General features: G+C 68.7%; 12 protein-coding genes. 5 read left to right on the top strand and 7 right to left on the bottom strand.

Features of this window, described 5'->3' with window-relative positions; genetic code table 11:
• Positions 1 to 70: 70 nt before the first annotated feature.
• Positions 71 to 2,329 (top strand): fimbria/pilus outer membrane usher protein, encoded by a 2,259-nt coding sequence (locus AB4Y64_RS06075; RefSeq protein ID WP_441815540.1) that lies wholly within the window; start codon positions 71 to 73, stop codon positions 2,327 to 2,329.
• Positions 2,329 to 3,294, top strand: a complete 966-nt coding sequence (locus AB4Y64_RS06070; protein WP_441815539.1) for a Csu type fimbrial protein — start codon at positions 2,329 to 2,331, stop codon at positions 3,292 to 3,294. Before AB4Y64_RS06075 ends, AB4Y64_RS06070 begins: the two co-directional genes overlap by 1 nt.
• 206 nt (positions 3,295 to 3,500) lie before the next feature.
• On the opposite strand, the gene AB4Y64_RS06065 is transcribed toward AB4Y64_RS06070, so the two are convergent.
• The 5 genes from AB4Y64_RS06065 to AB4Y64_RS06045 all read right to left on the bottom strand — a co-directional run bounded on the left by AB4Y64_RS06065 (position 3,501) and on the right by AB4Y64_RS06045 (position 8,590).
• Complete coding sequence (locus AB4Y64_RS06065; RefSeq protein WP_441815538.1) at positions 3,501 to 4,442, bottom strand: 5'-nucleotidase, lipoprotein e(P4) family; 942 nt, start codon at positions 4,440 to 4,442, stop codon at positions 3,501 to 3,503.
• Positions 4,443 to 4,511: 69 nt separating this feature from the next.
• On the bottom strand, positions 4,512 to 5,003 hold the full coding sequence (locus tag AB4Y64_RS06060) for a GNAT family N-acetyltransferase (protein ID WP_441815537.1): 492 nt from the start codon (positions 5,001 to 5,003) through the stop codon (positions 4,512 to 4,514).
• A gap of 63 nt (positions 5,004 to 5,066) precedes the next feature.
• On the bottom strand, positions 5,067 to 6,080 hold the full coding sequence (locus tag AB4Y64_RS06055; protein ID WP_441815536.1) for a transporter: 1,014 nt from the start codon (positions 6,078 to 6,080) through the stop codon (positions 5,067 to 5,069).
• Positions 6,081 to 6,217: 137 nt separating this feature from the next.
• Positions 6,218 to 6,592 carry an SMU1112c/YaeR family gloxylase I-like metalloprotein gene (gene gloA2 / locus AB4Y64_RS06050; RefSeq protein WP_441815849.1) on the bottom strand — a complete coding sequence of 125 codons (375 nt, stop codon included), beginning with the start codon at positions 6,590 to 6,592 and terminating at the stop codon, positions 6,218 to 6,220.
• An 18-nt stretch (positions 6,593 to 6,610) separates the two neighbouring features.
• The gene (locus tag AB4Y64_RS06045) at positions 6,611 to 8,590 is read right to left on the bottom strand and encodes a UvrD-helicase domain-containing protein (protein ID WP_441815535.1); all 1,980 of its coding nucleotides are present in this window, start codon (positions 8,588 to 8,590) and stop codon (positions 6,611 to 6,613) included.
• 221 nt (positions 8,591 to 8,811) lie between these two features.
• On the opposite strand from AB4Y64_RS06045, the gene AB4Y64_RS06040 reads away from it, so the two are divergent.
• The 3 genes from AB4Y64_RS06040 (at position 8,812) to AB4Y64_RS06030 (ending at position 11,235) form a co-directional block, all read left to right on the top strand.
• Positions 8,812 to 9,591, top strand: coding sequence for a hypothetical protein (locus AB4Y64_RS06040; RefSeq protein ID WP_441815534.1), 780 nt, complete (start codon positions 8,812 to 8,814; stop codon positions 9,589 to 9,591).
• 101 nt (positions 9,592 to 9,692) lie between these two features.
• A complete protein-coding gene (locus AB4Y64_RS06035) occupies positions 9,693 to 10,568 on the top strand; it encodes a methylglyoxal synthase (RefSeq protein WP_441815533.1) in 876 nt (291 codons plus the stop codon).
• Positions 10,569 to 10,611: 43 nt separating this feature from the next.
• Positions 10,612 to 11,235, top strand: a complete 624-nt coding sequence (locus AB4Y64_RS06030) for a thymidine kinase (protein ID WP_441815532.1) — start codon at positions 10,612 to 10,614, stop codon at positions 11,233 to 11,235.
• 1 nt (position 11,236) lies between these two features.
• Here the strand turns inward: AB4Y64_RS06030 and AB4Y64_RS06025 are convergent, their stop codons facing one another.
• Entirely contained in the window at positions 11,237 to 14,068 is a 2,832-nt protein-coding gene (locus AB4Y64_RS06025) for a protein kinase domain-containing protein (RefSeq protein ID WP_441815531.1), read from the bottom strand.
• 21 nt (positions 14,069 to 14,089) lie between these two features.
• Positions 14,090 to 14,653, bottom strand: coding sequence for an ECF-type sigma factor (locus AB4Y64_RS06020; protein WP_441815530.1), 564 nt, complete (start codon positions 14,651 to 14,653; stop codon positions 14,090 to 14,092).
• Between the last annotated feature and the right edge of the window lie 16 nt (positions 14,654 to 14,669).

Raw genomic sequence — 14,669 nt, 5'->3', positions numbered from 1 at the left:
TCGCCTCGCGCAAGCGCTGGCGATCGCATTATTCGCGATCTGCGCACCGTCCACCTGGGCGGCGGCGGGCTTGCCCGCGGGCCTGGATGAAGAGGCCCCGACGGCGGCCTCCCAGCGCGCGCTGATCGCCGCGCCGCAGGCACTTTTCCTCGACATCGTCATGGACGGCCAGATCGTGCGGCCGCTGGTGCGATTCGAAATGTTCGAAGGCCGACTGTCGGTCGATCCGGCCGATCTGGATGCGATCGGCCTGGTCATGCCCGACAACGTGACTGCAGACCCGAACGGCCGCGTCTCGCTCGACGCGATCGAAGGCCTCAGCGCGATCTACGACGCATCGATGCAGCAGGTGACGCTCATTCCTGCCGCCAACATGCGCCGCGCCAACCGCCTGGGCTACCAGGCGCCGGCACCGATCTCGGTCAATCGCGACCAGGGCCTGGTGCTGGACTGGGATGCCTATGGCCGTCACTCCGACGACAGCGACACCGCGTCGCTGGGCACCGGCCTGCGCTGGTTTGGCCGGTTCGGCAGCCTGCAGAGCTACGGCGTCAGCCGCAGCGGCGACCAGGACGATGGCTACCTGCGCCTGGACACGCGCTGGACGATTTCCGACCCGCAGCGCATGACGACCTGGACCGCCGGCGACCTGATTTCCGGTGGCCTGGCGTGGAGCCGGCCGGTGCGCATGGGCGGCCTGCAATGGCGCCGCAACTTCAGCGTCCGCCCCGACCTGATCATCTACCCGCTGCCGGAGTTCAGTGCCAGCGCGGCGGTGCCGTCGGCGGTGGATCTCTACGTCAACAACGTCCGCCAGTACAGCGGCCAGGTCGATCCGGGCCCGTTCGTGCTCAGCGACTTCCCGCGCCTGGCCGGCGCCGGACAGGCCGTGGTGGTGGTGACCGATGCGCTGGGGCGCACCACCCAGACCAGCGTCCCGCTGTATGTCGACTACCAGCGCCTGGCCCGTGGCCTGAGCGATTTCTCGCTCGAAGCCGGCCTGCTCCGGCGCAACTACAGCCTGGAGTCGGACGACTACGGGCAGCACCCGGTCGCCAGCGCCAGCATGCGCCACGGCATCACCGACAACTTCACCGGCGAGTTCCATGCCGAGTACGGCGAGCGGTTGAGCCTGGGCGGCATCGGCTTTGCCTGGTCGCCGCTGGGCCGCTATGGCGTGTTCACCGGCAACTACGCACACAGCTCCAACTGGCACAGCGGCCACCAGTACGGCGGCGGCTACCAGTGGTTCGGCCAGCGCGTCGGCTTCGACGTCTACAGCCAGCGCGCGACCGAGGAATACCGCGACCTGGGCTCTCTCGAAGAGGGCGGCTTGCCGTTGCTGCGGCAGGACCGTGCATCGGCCTGGGTGTCGATCCCGCGCGGCTCGATCTCGCTTTCGTGGATCCGTTACCAGGACCACGACAATCCGACCAGCCGCACCAAGGGCATCGGGTTCAACCAGAGCTACCGCAACTTCGCCTGGACCGTCAGCGCCTTCGACGACGATCGTTCGGGGCACGGCGTTTCGTTGTCCATCAACGTGCCGCTGGGCCGCGACATCGATGCCTCGCTGTCGGTCGACCGGCAGAACGGCGACACCGACGCCGTCGCGGCGCTGCGACGTCCGTTGCCCTATGGCGGCGGCCTGGGCTGGGAAGTGCAGGCGCGCGACGGTGGCGATGGCGTGCTTGGCGTCGGCTGGCGCGGTCGCGCCGGCGACGTCTGGGGCGGCGTGGACAGCTTCGGCGGACAGCAGAGCGTCTACGGCCAGGGCAACGGCAGCGTGGTGCTGATGGGCGGCGAACTGTTCACCAGCCGCGCCGTCACCGACTCGTTCGCGGTTGTCTCGACCAACGGCATCGCCGACGTGCCGATCCTTTATGAGAACCGCGTCGCCGGCCGCACCAATGCCAACGGCTTCCTGCTGCTGCCCGAGCTGCGTGGCTGGCAGCGCAATCGCATCGCCATCGACCCCGATGGCCTCGCGCCCGACCTGGAAGTGCTGTCGGTGGAACGGCTGGTAACGCCGCCCGATCGCAGCGGCGTGCACGTGCCGTTCCCGATCCGGCAGGTACACAGCGCCAACCTCGAACTGCTCGACCGCGAGGGCAAGCAGGTGGAGGCCGGCACCCGCGTGGTCCGTCAGGACGGAAGTCCGGCCATCGTCGGTTTCGACGGCACCCTCTGGCTCGATCGATACACTCCCGGCGAAAGCCTCACCTGGACCCGCGCGGGCATCACGTGTTCCGCGGTGGCCCCGGCGCTGCCCAGCAATTCGGCACAGGACAAACTGACGGTGAAATGCCGCAGCGAGGACACACCATGATGCGTCGCTACCCCATTGCGTTGGCCCTGCTCGGCTTGCTCGCGTCGTTGCTGATGCCGGGCATGGCCTCGGCGGCGATCACTTGCCGCATCGACAACGCCACCGACCTGAACTTCGGCACGCTGACACTGCCGGTGGGGGCGACGACGTCGACGGTGACGGTCAACGCCAGCTGCCAGGGAACCGCCAATGCCGACGTTGGCGACGACGTCCTGGTGTGCGCCGGCACCAACAACGGCGGCACGCCCCGCTCGATGACGCGCGCCGCACCGGTGGCGTCGTTCTACTACGACATCTACACCGACGCGACCTATTCCCAGCCCGCCAATTACACCTACAACGCCCAGACCACGGTCACGATCACCTCGCGAAACACGTGGATCACGCGGCCCATCACCTTGTACGGACGTGTATCGACGGTGCAGCCCACGGCGCCCGCGCCGACGCCCGGCACCTACACCGAATCGATCAGTGCCGTCTGGGGTTACTCGACGGCGGCCAATGCCAACTGCGCGAGCAACGTCTCGCCGGCGACACCCAACTACACCTTCACCTCGCGCGCCACGCTCCAGGGCAGCTGCCTGATCGCCGCGCAGAACATGCCGTTCGGCAGCTACACCTCGCTGGCCGTGGCCCGCGATGCGCAGGCCAACCTGACGGTCACCTGCACCAACGGCACCGCCTACACGGTCAAGCTCGACGGCGGCCGCTCGGGCAACGTCGCCACCCGCCGCATGTACCTCAACGGCGTCGGGCCACAAACGGTCAACTACAACCTCTATACGACCGCCGCGCGCAACGTCATCTGGGGCACCGGCACGACCGGCTCCACCGTGATTGGCACTGGCACCGGCGCGGGTCAGGGCACGGGGCAGACGCTTACCGTCTACGGTCGCGTGCCGATCACGCCGACCTTCACCGCCGGCACCTACAGCGACGTGGTCACGGCGACCGTCGAGTTCTGACTGACGCGCCAGAAAAGAAAAAGGAGGCCGTGGGCCTCCTTCAAATCCGGCTCGCACCGGATGGACGTCGAGTTGTGGCATGGCTCCGGCTCGCGCCGGACGGAGGGCAGACTAACCGCCCTCCGGAGTTAATGCAACACCTGAAGTAGTGCTGCGTAACCTATTGAATTTAATGGCATGAACCATGCCAGCCAGTGGGTCTGTGTTTACGGCGCCACATCCAGCGCCTCGCGCTTGGCGGCACGGCGCGCCTCCAGCGGCTGCGCCCAGTCGTTGTTGAACGTCGCCGGCTCCCACGAGCCATAGCTCGGGTTGGGCAGCATCCACCAGCGTTCGCCGAACCAGTCGCCGTATTCGTCGAGCAACTGCGTGCGGCCCTCGCGGGTGTTGGCCACGACCTGGACGAAGTCGCCGAGCTGGTCGCCGAACTGCATCAGCACACGGTACTGCTGGCCGGCCAGCTGCCGACGGCAGTTCTTCTCGCTGCCGTTCTGTTCACAGCCATCGAGGAGGGTGCCCAGGCCGAGGAACACGCTGTCGTCCTTGACCGGCATGCCGACCGCCTTGAGGTTGGCGATGGTCGCGTCCTTCAGGTGCACGGCGCGGTTGGACAAGTAGAGGATGGTCACGCCCTTGGCCGTTGCGGCCTTGGCGAACTCGACCACGCCCGGAACCGGCTTGGCCTTCTTCTCGGCCACCCAGGCGTCCCAGCTGACCTCGTCGTAGGCCTTGCCGTCGCGGATCAGGCGCGCCTGGTAGGGCGAGTTGTCGAGGACGGTCTCGTCGACGTCCATGATCACGGCCGGCTTCAGGCCGGTGGCGGCGTTGCCGCGCTCATCGGGGACCAGCGCGTCCCAGTTCTTCTCGGCCAGCGCCACGCCGAGCTTGTCGGCGGCGGCGCGATAGACGGTGGTGGTGGCGGCCTGGTACTCGGCCGAGGCCTGCATCCACAGCACGGCGTTGAGGTTGTCGTCGGCGGCCACCGCGGCCGGCTTGGCGGCAGCTGCGGCCGTCGCGGCGGCTACGGGTGCGGCGGCGTCCTGCGTCGTGGGCTCGGGCGCCGGCGCGCGCTGGCAGGCGGCCAGCATCAGGGCGCCGGCGAGAACGGACAGGGTGAGGGGGCGCGGAATGAAGGAGCGTGGTCGCATCGCAATGGCTGGTGTCGGGTCGGGCGGCGAGTGTAGCCGAGCCCGACGCACACGCCATGACAGACCGCCTCAGAGCGTGGCGACCTGCAGCGAGACCTGCTTGCGCCCGTCGGCGACCCATTGCTGCCCGACCTCGCGAAAACCGAAACCGGCATGGAAGCGTCGCGAGGCCTCGTTCGGCGGCCGCGTGTAGAACTCGCAGGTCACTGCCTCGACGGAGCTGGCGCGGGCGAGTTCGAACAGGTCGCGATACAGGCGCGCGCCGAGCCCGCGCCCCTGGTGCGATGCCGCGACCACGACCCGGTCGATGTAGAGGAAGCGCGGGTAGCGGCCGGCGAACCAGAGATAGTTCGGGCTGTCGTACTGCGCACCCTCGCGGAACGCCAGCAGGAAGGCGACGACGCGGTCGCCTTCGCACAGCACGCGGTGATAGGCCGACTGTGAATCCAGCTGCAGCAGGCGCGCCGCATCGAGCGGGCTCAGCATCTCTTCCTCGGCGAGGTTCAGCGCCAGGATCGCCGGATGATCGGTGGCTTGCGCCGGACGCAGGACGAGATCCATGCGGATGCTCAGGGGGCAGGGAACTGCATGGTGCCAAAGCAGCACCCGCGTCGAAAGCGGGAGCTAGTCGCGCGGCCTGCCAAAGGCGAGCCAGGCCAGCAGCACGGTCAGGACCACGAGGGTCACCACGATCACGGCAAAGCCATGGCCCGTCTGCAGCGGAATGCCACCGACATTCATGCCGAACAGGCCGGCGATCATGTTGACCGGCAACGCCAGCACGGTCACCACCGTCAGCACGAACAGAGTGCGGCCGGTCTGCTCGTTGACCAGCGCGGCCAGTTCTTCCTGGATCAGCTTGACCCGTTCGACCAGGGCGGCCGAATCGCCGATCGCGGTGGAGAACTCCTCGGCGGCCTGCTGCAGGTCCTCCAGGTCGTCCCCGCTGAACCACTCCGGCGGCCGGTTGAGCAGGCGGAACAGCGCCGTCGGCTCCGGCGCCAGCAGGCGCTGCAGGCGCACCAGCGAACGTCGCAGGGTGCCCAGCTCGGTGCGGTCGGTGGCAATGCGGTTGGCGAGCAGGCGGTCCTCGATGCGGTCCACGCGCGCCGTCGACTTGCGCAGGATGTCGCCGAGCACACTGGCCTGGTCGCGCAACAGGTGGGCGAGCAGTTCGACCGGCGAGCGGAACACCTGGCCGGTGCGCACCGCCGATCGCAACTGGTCGACCGAGCGCAGTGGCCGCAGGCGCGCGCTGACCAGAACGCGCGGACCGATGCAGATGCTGGTGGTGCCGACCTCGGACGCATCGAACGTCGAATCGAACAGGACGTCGTGGATGACCGCGACCAGGAAACCGGCATCCTGTTCGAGGCGGGTCGAGCCGACCTCGCTGCGCAGCGAGTCGTAGAAGCCTTCGGGCAACTCGAGGTGGCGGCGCAGGTAGCGTTCCGAGCCGGTGTTCGACAGCGAGAAGTGCAGCCAGATGAACGCCTCTTCCGGATCGTCGCCTTCCTGGGCGAGGAACGCGGCCGCCGCATCGGTACTGATCGACTGGGCCGCTTGCCCCGGCGCAAACCTGTAGCCCCAGATCAGTCCGTGTTCGTTCGAGCCGTAGCTGGTGTCGGTGATGCGCATCGTCGCGGGCCCATTGGAGTTGAAGCGGATGCGCCGGCATCCGGACGCTGAATGAGGCCACAGACAGGTTGCAGCAGATCAGTCGCCGCCGCTGCCGTCGCCGATGCTACGCGCCTGTGCCGGCGCCGCGCCAACGATCAGGACGCTTCGTACAGTTCGATCGGCAGGCCGTCGGGGTCGGCGAAGAAGGTGAAGCGGCGGCCGGTGTACTCGTCGATGCGCAGCGGCTCGACGGCGATGCCCTGTGCCTGCAGCTCCTCCGCCGAGGCGGCGACATCGACCACCTCGAACGCCAGGTGGCGCAGGCCCCGGGCTTCGGGGTATGACGGCCGCGGCGGTGGCGAAGGAAACGAGAACAGTTCGAGCTGGCCGCCGTCTGGCAGGGCCAGGTCGAGCTTCCACGAGTCGCGCGCCTGGCGGTGCACTTCGGCCAGCACGCGCAGGCCCAGCACCTGCGTGTAGAAGTGCTTCGAGCGCGCGTAGTCGGCGCAGATGATGGCGACGTGGTGGATGCGGGGAGCTGCACGGCGCTACTCGTCCAGCAGCGCCCGGATCGCCGCGAAACCCGCCACCGCACGCTCCTGCTTGCGCGCCGCGTCGGCTACCGGGTCGGCGCCGTCGCGCTGGATCTCCGCCACCGGTAGCTCGTCGAAGAAGCGGCTCGGTTTCAGGCGGATCTTGTCGCCCCAGCGCTGGGTCTCGCGCGAGTGCGACAGCCACAGCTGTTCCTTGGCGCGGGTGATGCCGACGTAGAGCAGGCGCCGCTCTTCCTCCAGGCTGCCCTCTTCCAGCGCCATTTCGTGCGGCAACGTGCCGTCCTCCATGCCGACGATGAAGACGTAGCGGAATTCCAGTCCCTTGGCGCCGTGCAGCGACATCAGCCGCACCTGGTTGCCGGCATCGCCCTTGTCGGCATGCGACAGCAGCGCCAGCTGCGCGGCCAGTTCGCCAGGGCCGGAGTTCTTGCCGCCGTCGAACCAGTCGGCCAGTTCCTCCAGGTTCTCCTTGCGGCGCTGGAAGCTGGCCTCGTCCTTGCACTGCGCGCGGATCGCCGCGAGCAGGCCGCTTTTCTCGGCGAGCACGCGCACCAGTTCCGACGGCGGGATCTTGTACGCCTCGCCACGCAGGTGGCGGATGATGTTGACGAAACCGTCGAGCGCGTTGCCGGCACGCGGTGCCAGCTGCTTGAGCATGCCGATCTGCTCGGCCGCGCGCGACATCGGCATGCCGGCGTGCTGCGCCATTTCGGCGAGCTTGGACAGCGTGGTCGCGCCGACCTCGCGCTTGGGCGACTGCACCGCGCGCAGGAACGCCGCATCGTCATCGGGATTGGCGATCAACCTCAACCACGACAGCGCGTCCTTCACTTCACCGCGCTCGAGGAAGGCGGTGCCGCCCGACAGGTGATAGGGCACGCGCAGCAGCTGCAGCGCCTTCTCCAGCGCGCGGCTCTGGTGGTTGCCGCGGAACAGGATGCAGAAGTCGCTCCACGGCGCCTGCTTGGCGGCGGCGAGGAAATGGATCTCGGCGGCAACCTTTTCCGCTTCGTGCGCGTTGTCGCGGCACTCCCACACGCGGATGCGCTCGCCGTCGGCCTGGTCGCTCCACAGGGTCTTGGGGTGCTCGTGCGGGTTGTGCGCGATGAGCGTGTTGGCGGTGCGCAGGACGCGGTTGGAGCAGCGGTAGTTCTGCTCGAGCTTGATGATCTCCAGCGCCGGGTAGTCCGTGCCCAGGTTGAGCAGGTTGTCCGGGTTGGCGCCGCGCCAGGCATAGATCGACTGGTCGTCGTCGCCCACGCAGGTGAACAGGCCCTTGTCGCCGGCCAGCCCCTTGAGCAGGCGGTACTGGGCGTCGTTGGTGTCCTGGCACTCGTCAACCAGCAGGTAGCCGATGCGCTCGCGCCAGGCCAGGCGCACGTCCTCGTCGCCTTCCAGGATCTGCACCGGCAGGCGGATCAGGTCGTCGAAGTCGACCGCGTTGAACGTCGACAGTCGCGCCTGGTAGCGCTGGTACAGCAGCGCCGCCTCCATCTCGCGCGGACTCTGCGATGCAGCCAGCGCCTCCTCGGGCGAGAGACCGGCGTTCTTCGCGCGCGAGATGAGGTTGCGTGCGTTATCGATCACGTCGTTCTTGCTGCCCGGCGGCAGCAGGTCCTTGATCTGCGCGGCGCTGTCGTCGCTGTCGAACACCGAGAAGCCGCGACGCAATCCGACCTTGGCATGGTCGATCTGCAGGAAACGCAGCCCCAGCGCGTGGAAGGTGCACACGGTGAGGCCTTCGGCGGCGTCGCCCTTGATGCGCTTGGCGACGCGCTCCTTCATCTCCTTCGCCGACTTGTTGGTGAAGGTGATGGCCGCGATTCGCTTGGCCGGCATCCGCCCGGATGCGATCAGGTGCGCGATCTTCTCGACGATGACGCGGGTCTTGCCGCTGCCCGCTCCGGCGAGCACCAGCAAGGGGCCGTCGGTGTGCAGGACGGCAGCGCGTTGGGGAGGGTTTAGACCGTGCATTGAAGGCTGTTTGCTGCCGCGGTTGCGGCGGCGTATTGTGCCGCAATATCCCCCCCGACCTGGCGATTTGTGCCGTCGATGCGCTGATTTCGTCACCGCGGGGAGTGCGCCGGCACCCGCGATACCATGCCTGCGACAACATGGGACGCGCCGCATTTGACGGCCCCTGACGGCCCCGGCGGCGCCGCCCCTTCCTGCACCCACGGTATGGAGGAATCGCCATGGCAAACGTCTCCGCTCGCGGCAAGGCCTGGTTGGCAGGCGCCGCGCTTTCATTGCTTGCGGCCCCGGCCCTCGCCGAAGAGCCGCTCAAGCTGGTCACCGCCAGCTACATGCAGGTCGATGCCCAGCTCAAGGGCGCACAGGGGCATCCCAACGAGACCTGGCGCCTGAACGGGCTGAAGTCGTACCTGGCCGGGCATTACGACGAAGCCGAAATGCGCTTCGAGAACGCCGCGTCGTACGCCGACAAGTATTCGCAGCACTACCTCAGTCTCATGTACTGGTATGGGCAGGGCATGCCTGCCGATCCGGTGCGCGCCTACATCTGGAGCGACCTGGCCGCTGAACGCGGCGTGCCCCGCCTGCTGGTGATCCGCGAGAAGATGTGGGAAGGCCTGACGCCGGCGCAGCGCGAGCAGGTCGGGCAGCTCGGCCCCGACTACTACGCCCGCTTCGGCGACGAGTCTGCGCGGCCGCGTGCCGATGTCGAGATTCGCCGCTTCGCGCGCACCATGACCGGCAGCCGCATCGGCTACCGCAACCAGGCCATCGACATCACCCAGGGTGGGCCGATCAACGGCTCGTTCGGCAATGCCACCGCGGGCATGCTGGCGGCCTCCAAGCAGGTGGTCGGCAGCACCACCGGCGACGAGTACTACGCCGATGAACGCGCCCAGGCGCTGTCGTACTGGCAGGCGCAGGATGCCGAGCTCGGCAGCGGCCTGGGCAATGTCGGCGTGGGCCCGATGGTGCCGGCGCGGGACAAGCCGCCGCGCTGAACATGGCAACCAGAGCAAGGGCCACTGATCGCGGCGAGGTGGTGCAAAACCCCCTAATGTAGGAGTCACTTGCCACGACTCCACACATCAGGGGGAACCACATGCGCCTGGGCCTGGCGGCCAACCGCCTGCACCATCTGAGCGAAGACGCCGCATTGTTCCGCTGGCTGCGCGCCTGCGAGTCGGGGATCCGCGAGCTGCAGATCAGCCTGCATGTGGTGGGTCGCACATTCGATGCCATCGCCGCCGCCGGCATGCTGGCCGGTTACCCGGGCCTGCGCCGCTATCCGTACGGGCGCGAGGGCGGGCTGATGAAGCTGGTCGCGGAAGTGGTCGGCGTCGACCACGACGAACGCACCCTGGACGGCGCGATCTACCTGATCGACCCGGTCGATCCGTCGTCGGTGTTCCCCGAAGCAGCCGCGCTCAAGCGCCAGTGCGTGATCCACGGCAAGCCCTTCATCACCACGGTGGCCTCGGCGCGCGACTGGATCGAAGTCGAGCGTATCCGCGCCGGCCTGCTCGCCGATCCATCGGCCGATCGCCTGCACGACTTCGAGTCGCAGACGCTTGCGTTGATCGCCCACGACGCCATGAAGCCGCAGATGCTGGCCTTTGCCGCCGATCACTTCGACCTGCTCTCGCGTTTCGCCCGCCGCGTCGCCACCGGCACCACCGGGCAGCGCCTGAACGAGCTGGCCTGGAGCCGCGGCTGGCCGCAGGGACGCCCGTGGGTGCACCGCTACCAGAGCGGCCCGATGGGCGGCGACGCCCAGATCGCCGACCTCGTGCTGGAGCGCCGCTGCCAGCGCGCAATCTTCTTCGAGGACCCGCACGTGGCGCGCCAGCACGAGGCCGACATCCAGCTGCTGGAGCGGGCCGTGACCACGGTGACCGACGAGGCGGTGTGCATCACCGCCCCGGCCGTTGCCCAGCGCTGGGCGAGTGCGGCAGCCGATCGCGCCAGGAGGCGCTGACGCCGGGCGCCTCCAGCACCGGCGCAGCCACTAAACTGTGCGCATGGCCAAGCTCTATTTCTATTATTCGGCGATGAACGCCGGCAAGACCACGACGTTGCTGCAGTCGGCGCACAACTACCGCGAGCGCGGCATGCGCGTGGCGATCCTCACCCCGCGCCTGGACGACCGCGCCGGCACCGGCACGGTCGCCTCGCGCATCGGCCTGCGGTCCGACGGCATCGCCTTCGAGCGCGACGACGACCTGGAGCGCATCGTCCGCGCCGACATCCTCGCCCACGGCCCGCTGCATTGCGTGCTGGTCGACGAGGCGCAGTTCCTGAATCGTTCCCAGGTCTGGCAGCTGAGCGAAGTGGTCGATGCGCTGCGCATCCCGGTGCTTTGCTATGGCCTTCGCACCGACTTCCGCGGCGAGCTGTTCGAGGGCAGCCAGTACCTGCTGGCATGGGCCGATGAACTGACCGAGATCAAGACCATCTGCCACAGCGGCAAGAAGGCGACGATGGTGGTGCGCGTCGATGCCCAGGGCCGCGCGGTGCACGAAGGCCCGCAGGTGGAGATCGGCGGCAACGACCGCTACATCTCGGTATCGCGCGCCGAGTACAAGAAGATCATGCGCGGCGAGGGCACGATCGAGCCGGCGCAGACGTCGCTGCAGTTGAAGTAGGTCACCCGCAGCCGCGCACGATCGCGCCGACCTCGCGCGGGATCGCGCCGCCGTCGGGCTGTGCCGTCTTCAGCTGCTCCTGCAGGTTGTCCAGTCGCGCCAGGGCCGGTTCGCGGTCGGGCCCGTGGCAGCGCAACTGCGCGGCGTAGGCCTGCGCGCGCCACGCGGTGCGGCGCAGGTCGAGGTCGCCATGTGGCATCCCGGCAAGCGCGTCCAGGCGCAGCAGCGCGCTGTCGTCGCCATCGAGCGCCTGCTGCCGTGCCAGTACCAGCTCGGCCTCGCGGGTGTGCGGATGGGTGGCGCCGTAGCCGCTGCGGGTCAGCGTGACCGCCTGCGCCAGGTGCGCCATGCCCTGTTCGTTCTGGCCCAGCGCCAGTTCGACCTGGCCCTGCACGCGGTAGGTATCGCCCAGCAACGGGTGGCGCGGGCCAAGCTGGGCCAGGCGCAGGGCACTGGATTCCTCGATCACCTTCTGTGCGGCGCGGTCGCGGCCGATCGCATGCAGGACACGCGCATAGTCGAACAGCGCATCGCCCAGGTGGGCGTTGTCCTGCTGCTTGCGCGCGATCACCACCGCTCGCTGCATCGCCGTCAGCGCGGTCGCGGTTTCGCCGCGCTCCCAGGCGACCTGGCCCAGGCGCCGCTGCAGGCCGCCCAGTTCGACCATGCCGCGCCGGGTCTCGGCCGGGTCGGCGCTTTCCGGCGCCAGGCGGCGTTGCAGCACCGCGATCGCGCCGCGCAATTCGGTCTCGGCCTGGCGGTACTGGCCCTGGTCGATATGCAGCATCGCCATCTGCCGGCGCAGCGACAGCGTGACCGGATGCTGGGCGCCATAGACTTCCAGCGCGATCGCGAAGGCCTCGCTGGCCTCGCGTTCGGCCGCATCGATCTGGCCCTGTCCCTGGCGCAGCGAGGCGACGCGGCTGCCGATCTCGGCCAGCAGGGCATGGCGCTCGCCGACCTTCTGCCGCAACTGCGTGCGCGCCTGGCCATAGCCCTGCAACGCGGCGCCGGTCTGGCCGGCATCGGCCTGCAGGTTGGCCAGGTCGATCAGGTTCTCGACCGTGCCGACTTCGTCGCGGTCGTCGCGGCGCAGCGACAGCGAACGTTCGAACAACAGCCGCGCTCCCTGCAGCTCGCCATTGTCGCGGCGGCAGCGACCGAACTGCGAATAGAACTCGCTGGCCTGCGGCGGCAGCTGCGCCTGTTCGCGCCGTGCGGTGGTCAGCGCCGGCGCCATCAGGTCGATGCAGCGGCGCGGTTCGCCGAGCAGGCGCAGCGCCTGGCCGCGCTGGGTCAGCGATTCCAGCTGCAGGCTGACCGGTATGTCACTGGTGCTGGCCAGCACGCCGGCCTGGCGGTTGAGCAGCATCAGTGCCTCGCGATAGTCGCCCAGGCCCATGCGCAGCCGCGCGATCACACCGAGCAGTTCGGCGCGCGCGCGTGGCTGTCGCGCCAGCTCGCGGTTGCCGCGCGCCAGCGATCCATCGAGCAGGCCACGCAGGTCGAGCGCCTGGCCTTCGGGCGTGCCGCGCGCGCTTTCGAACACGCCGACCATGAAGTCCTGCATCGCCTGCGCGCGGCCGGCCTCGGCGACGGCCTGCCGGCCCTGCCAGGCCACGATCGCCAGCGCGGCGCTCAGCACCACCGCGATCAGGCCGCCGGTGGCCAGCGACCAGCGGTGGCGACGCAGGTATTTTCCGAAGCGGTATCCCACGCTTTGCGGCCGGGCCTGAACCGGGCGACCGGCTTCGTATCGGGTCAGGTCCAGCGCCAGCGCTTCGACCGAGGGGTAGCGTTGCTCCGGACGCTTTGAGAGGGTCTTGAGGACGATGTTGTCGAGATCGCCGGCCAGCATCCGCGCGAGCCGACGCAGCGCATGCACGTCGGCGCCGCTGTCCTCGGTGCGGTGCAGCAGCGTCTGCGAAGGCCGTTGCGGGTCGGCGGCGAGGATCGCCTCTTCCCACTCGGCATCGGTCTGGCGCTTTAGCCGGTAAGGCTTGGTGTCGGTGAGCAGCTCGAACAGCACCACGCCCAGCGCGTACACGTCGGTCATGGTCGTGACCGGCTCGCCGCGGACCTGTTCGGGTGCGGCGTAGTGCAGGGTGAAGGCACGCACGCCGGTGCGGGTCTGTTCGACCCTCGGCGCGTCGGAGTCGAGCAGCTTGGCGATGCCGAAGTCGAGCAGGCGCACGTCGCCGCTGGGCGTGACCAGGATGTTGGACGGCTTGAGGTCGCGGTGGACGATCAGGTTGGCGTGGGCGTGGCTGACCGCATCGCAGATCTGGTGGAACATCCGCAGCCGCTGCTCGATCGGCAGCAGGTGGTTGCGGCAGTAGTCGGTGATGGGTTCGCCTTCGACGAACTCCAGCGCCAGGTAGGGAAGTCCGTCGGTGGTGACGCCGGCATCGAGCAGGCGCGCGATGTGCGGGTGCGCCAGGCGCGCGAGGATCTGCCGTTCGCGCGAGAAGCGCACGCGCAGATTGCTGTCGGCCAGTCCCGGGCGCAGCAGTTTCAGCGCGACGCGGCGCTGGTAGAGGCCGTCGGCGCGCGCGGCCAGCCAGACCTGGCCCATGCCGCCTTCGCCGAGCAGGCGCTCGAGCTTGTACGGCCCCACCTCGCCGCCGGCGCGCAGGCCGGCGAGCGGGGCGATCAGGGGCTCGGAGAGGAAATCCTCGTGGTGCTCATCGAGGGTGATGAGCGTCTGCAGCTCGTCGGCCAGCGCCGGGTCTTCCTCGCGCAGGCGCTGCAGGCGCTGTTCGCGCGCCTCGTCATCGAGCTCGAACAGCGCATCGAGCAGCGGTGATATCCGTTGCCAGCGCTCGGTGTCCACGGGTCGCCCCTGCCGGTGGCCTCAGGAGTCCTTCAGTGATGCCAGCAGGAACAGCCGCGCCTTTTGCCAGTCGCGACGGATGCTGCGTTCGGAACGTTCCAGCAGCGCCGCGATCTCCAACTCCGACAAGCCGGCGAAATAGCGCAGCTCGACCACCTGCGCCAGGCGCGGGTCGACCGCACCGAGCTTGGTCAGGGCGGTGTCCAGGCCCAGCGTGTCCTCGTCCAGGCGCAGGCCGCCTTCGACATCGTCGGGGAGTTCGGTGACGCGGTGCAGGTCGCCGCCGCGCTTCTGCGCGAGACGCTGGCGGGCATAGTCGACCACCACCGAGCGCATCGCCGATGCAGCGTAGGCGAAGAAATGCGCGCGGTCGTCGAACTGCGCCTCACGACGGCCGATCAGCTTGAGGTACGCCTCGTGGACGAGCGCGGTGGCATCGAGCGTCTGGCCGTGCTGGCCGGCGAGCTGGCGCCGCGCCATGGTGTGAAGTTCCTGGTAGAGGGTGGCCAGGACGCGGTCCAACGCGCCACGGTCGCCTTCACGTGCAGCATCCAGCAGCAATGTGATATCGGCAGTTTCGGCCATAGGGAGCCCCCTCCAC

Origin of the sequence: Lysobacter sp. TAF61 (assembly GCF_052113485.1) — a bacterium.
Classification (GTDB): domain Bacteria; phylum Pseudomonadota; class Gammaproteobacteria; order Xanthomonadales; family Xanthomonadaceae; genus Lysobacter_J.
This window is presented reverse-complemented; position numbering and strand designations above follow the sequence as displayed.

Excerpts from the sequence above, each read along its gene's own strand:
- AB4Y64_RS06070 (WP_441815539.1), top strand. The coding sequence starts at position 2,329 with ATGCGTCGCTACCCCATTGCGTTGGCCCTGCTCGGCTTGCTCGCGTCG.
- AB4Y64_RS06065 (WP_441815538.1), bottom strand. The coding sequence starts at position 4,442 with ATGCGACCACGCTCCTTCATTCCGCGCCCCCTCACCCTGTCCGTTCTC.
- AB4Y64_RS06060 (WP_441815537.1), bottom strand. The coding sequence starts at position 5,003 with ATGGATCTCGTCCTGCGTCCGGCGCAAGCCACCGATCATCCGGCGATC.
- AB4Y64_RS06055 (WP_441815536.1), bottom strand. The coding sequence starts at position 6,080 with ATGCGCATCACCGACACCAGCTACGGCTCGAACGAACACGGACTGATC.
- AB4Y64_RS06045 (WP_441815535.1), bottom strand. The coding sequence starts at position 8,590 with ATGCACGGTCTAAACCCTCCCCAACGCGCTGCCGTCCTGCACACCGAC.
- AB4Y64_RS06040 (WP_441815534.1), top strand. The coding sequence starts at position 8,812 with ATGGCAAACGTCTCCGCTCGCGGCAAGGCCTGGTTGGCAGGCGCCGCG.
- AB4Y64_RS06035 (WP_441815533.1), top strand. The coding sequence starts at position 9,693 with ATGCGCCTGGGCCTGGCGGCCAACCGCCTGCACCATCTGAGCGAAGAC.
- AB4Y64_RS06030 (WP_441815532.1), top strand. The coding sequence starts at position 10,612 with ATGGCCAAGCTCTATTTCTATTATTCGGCGATGAACGCCGGCAAGACC.
- AB4Y64_RS06020 (WP_441815530.1), bottom strand. The coding sequence starts at position 14,653 with ATGGCCGAAACTGCCGATATCACATTGCTGCTGGATGCTGCACGTGAA.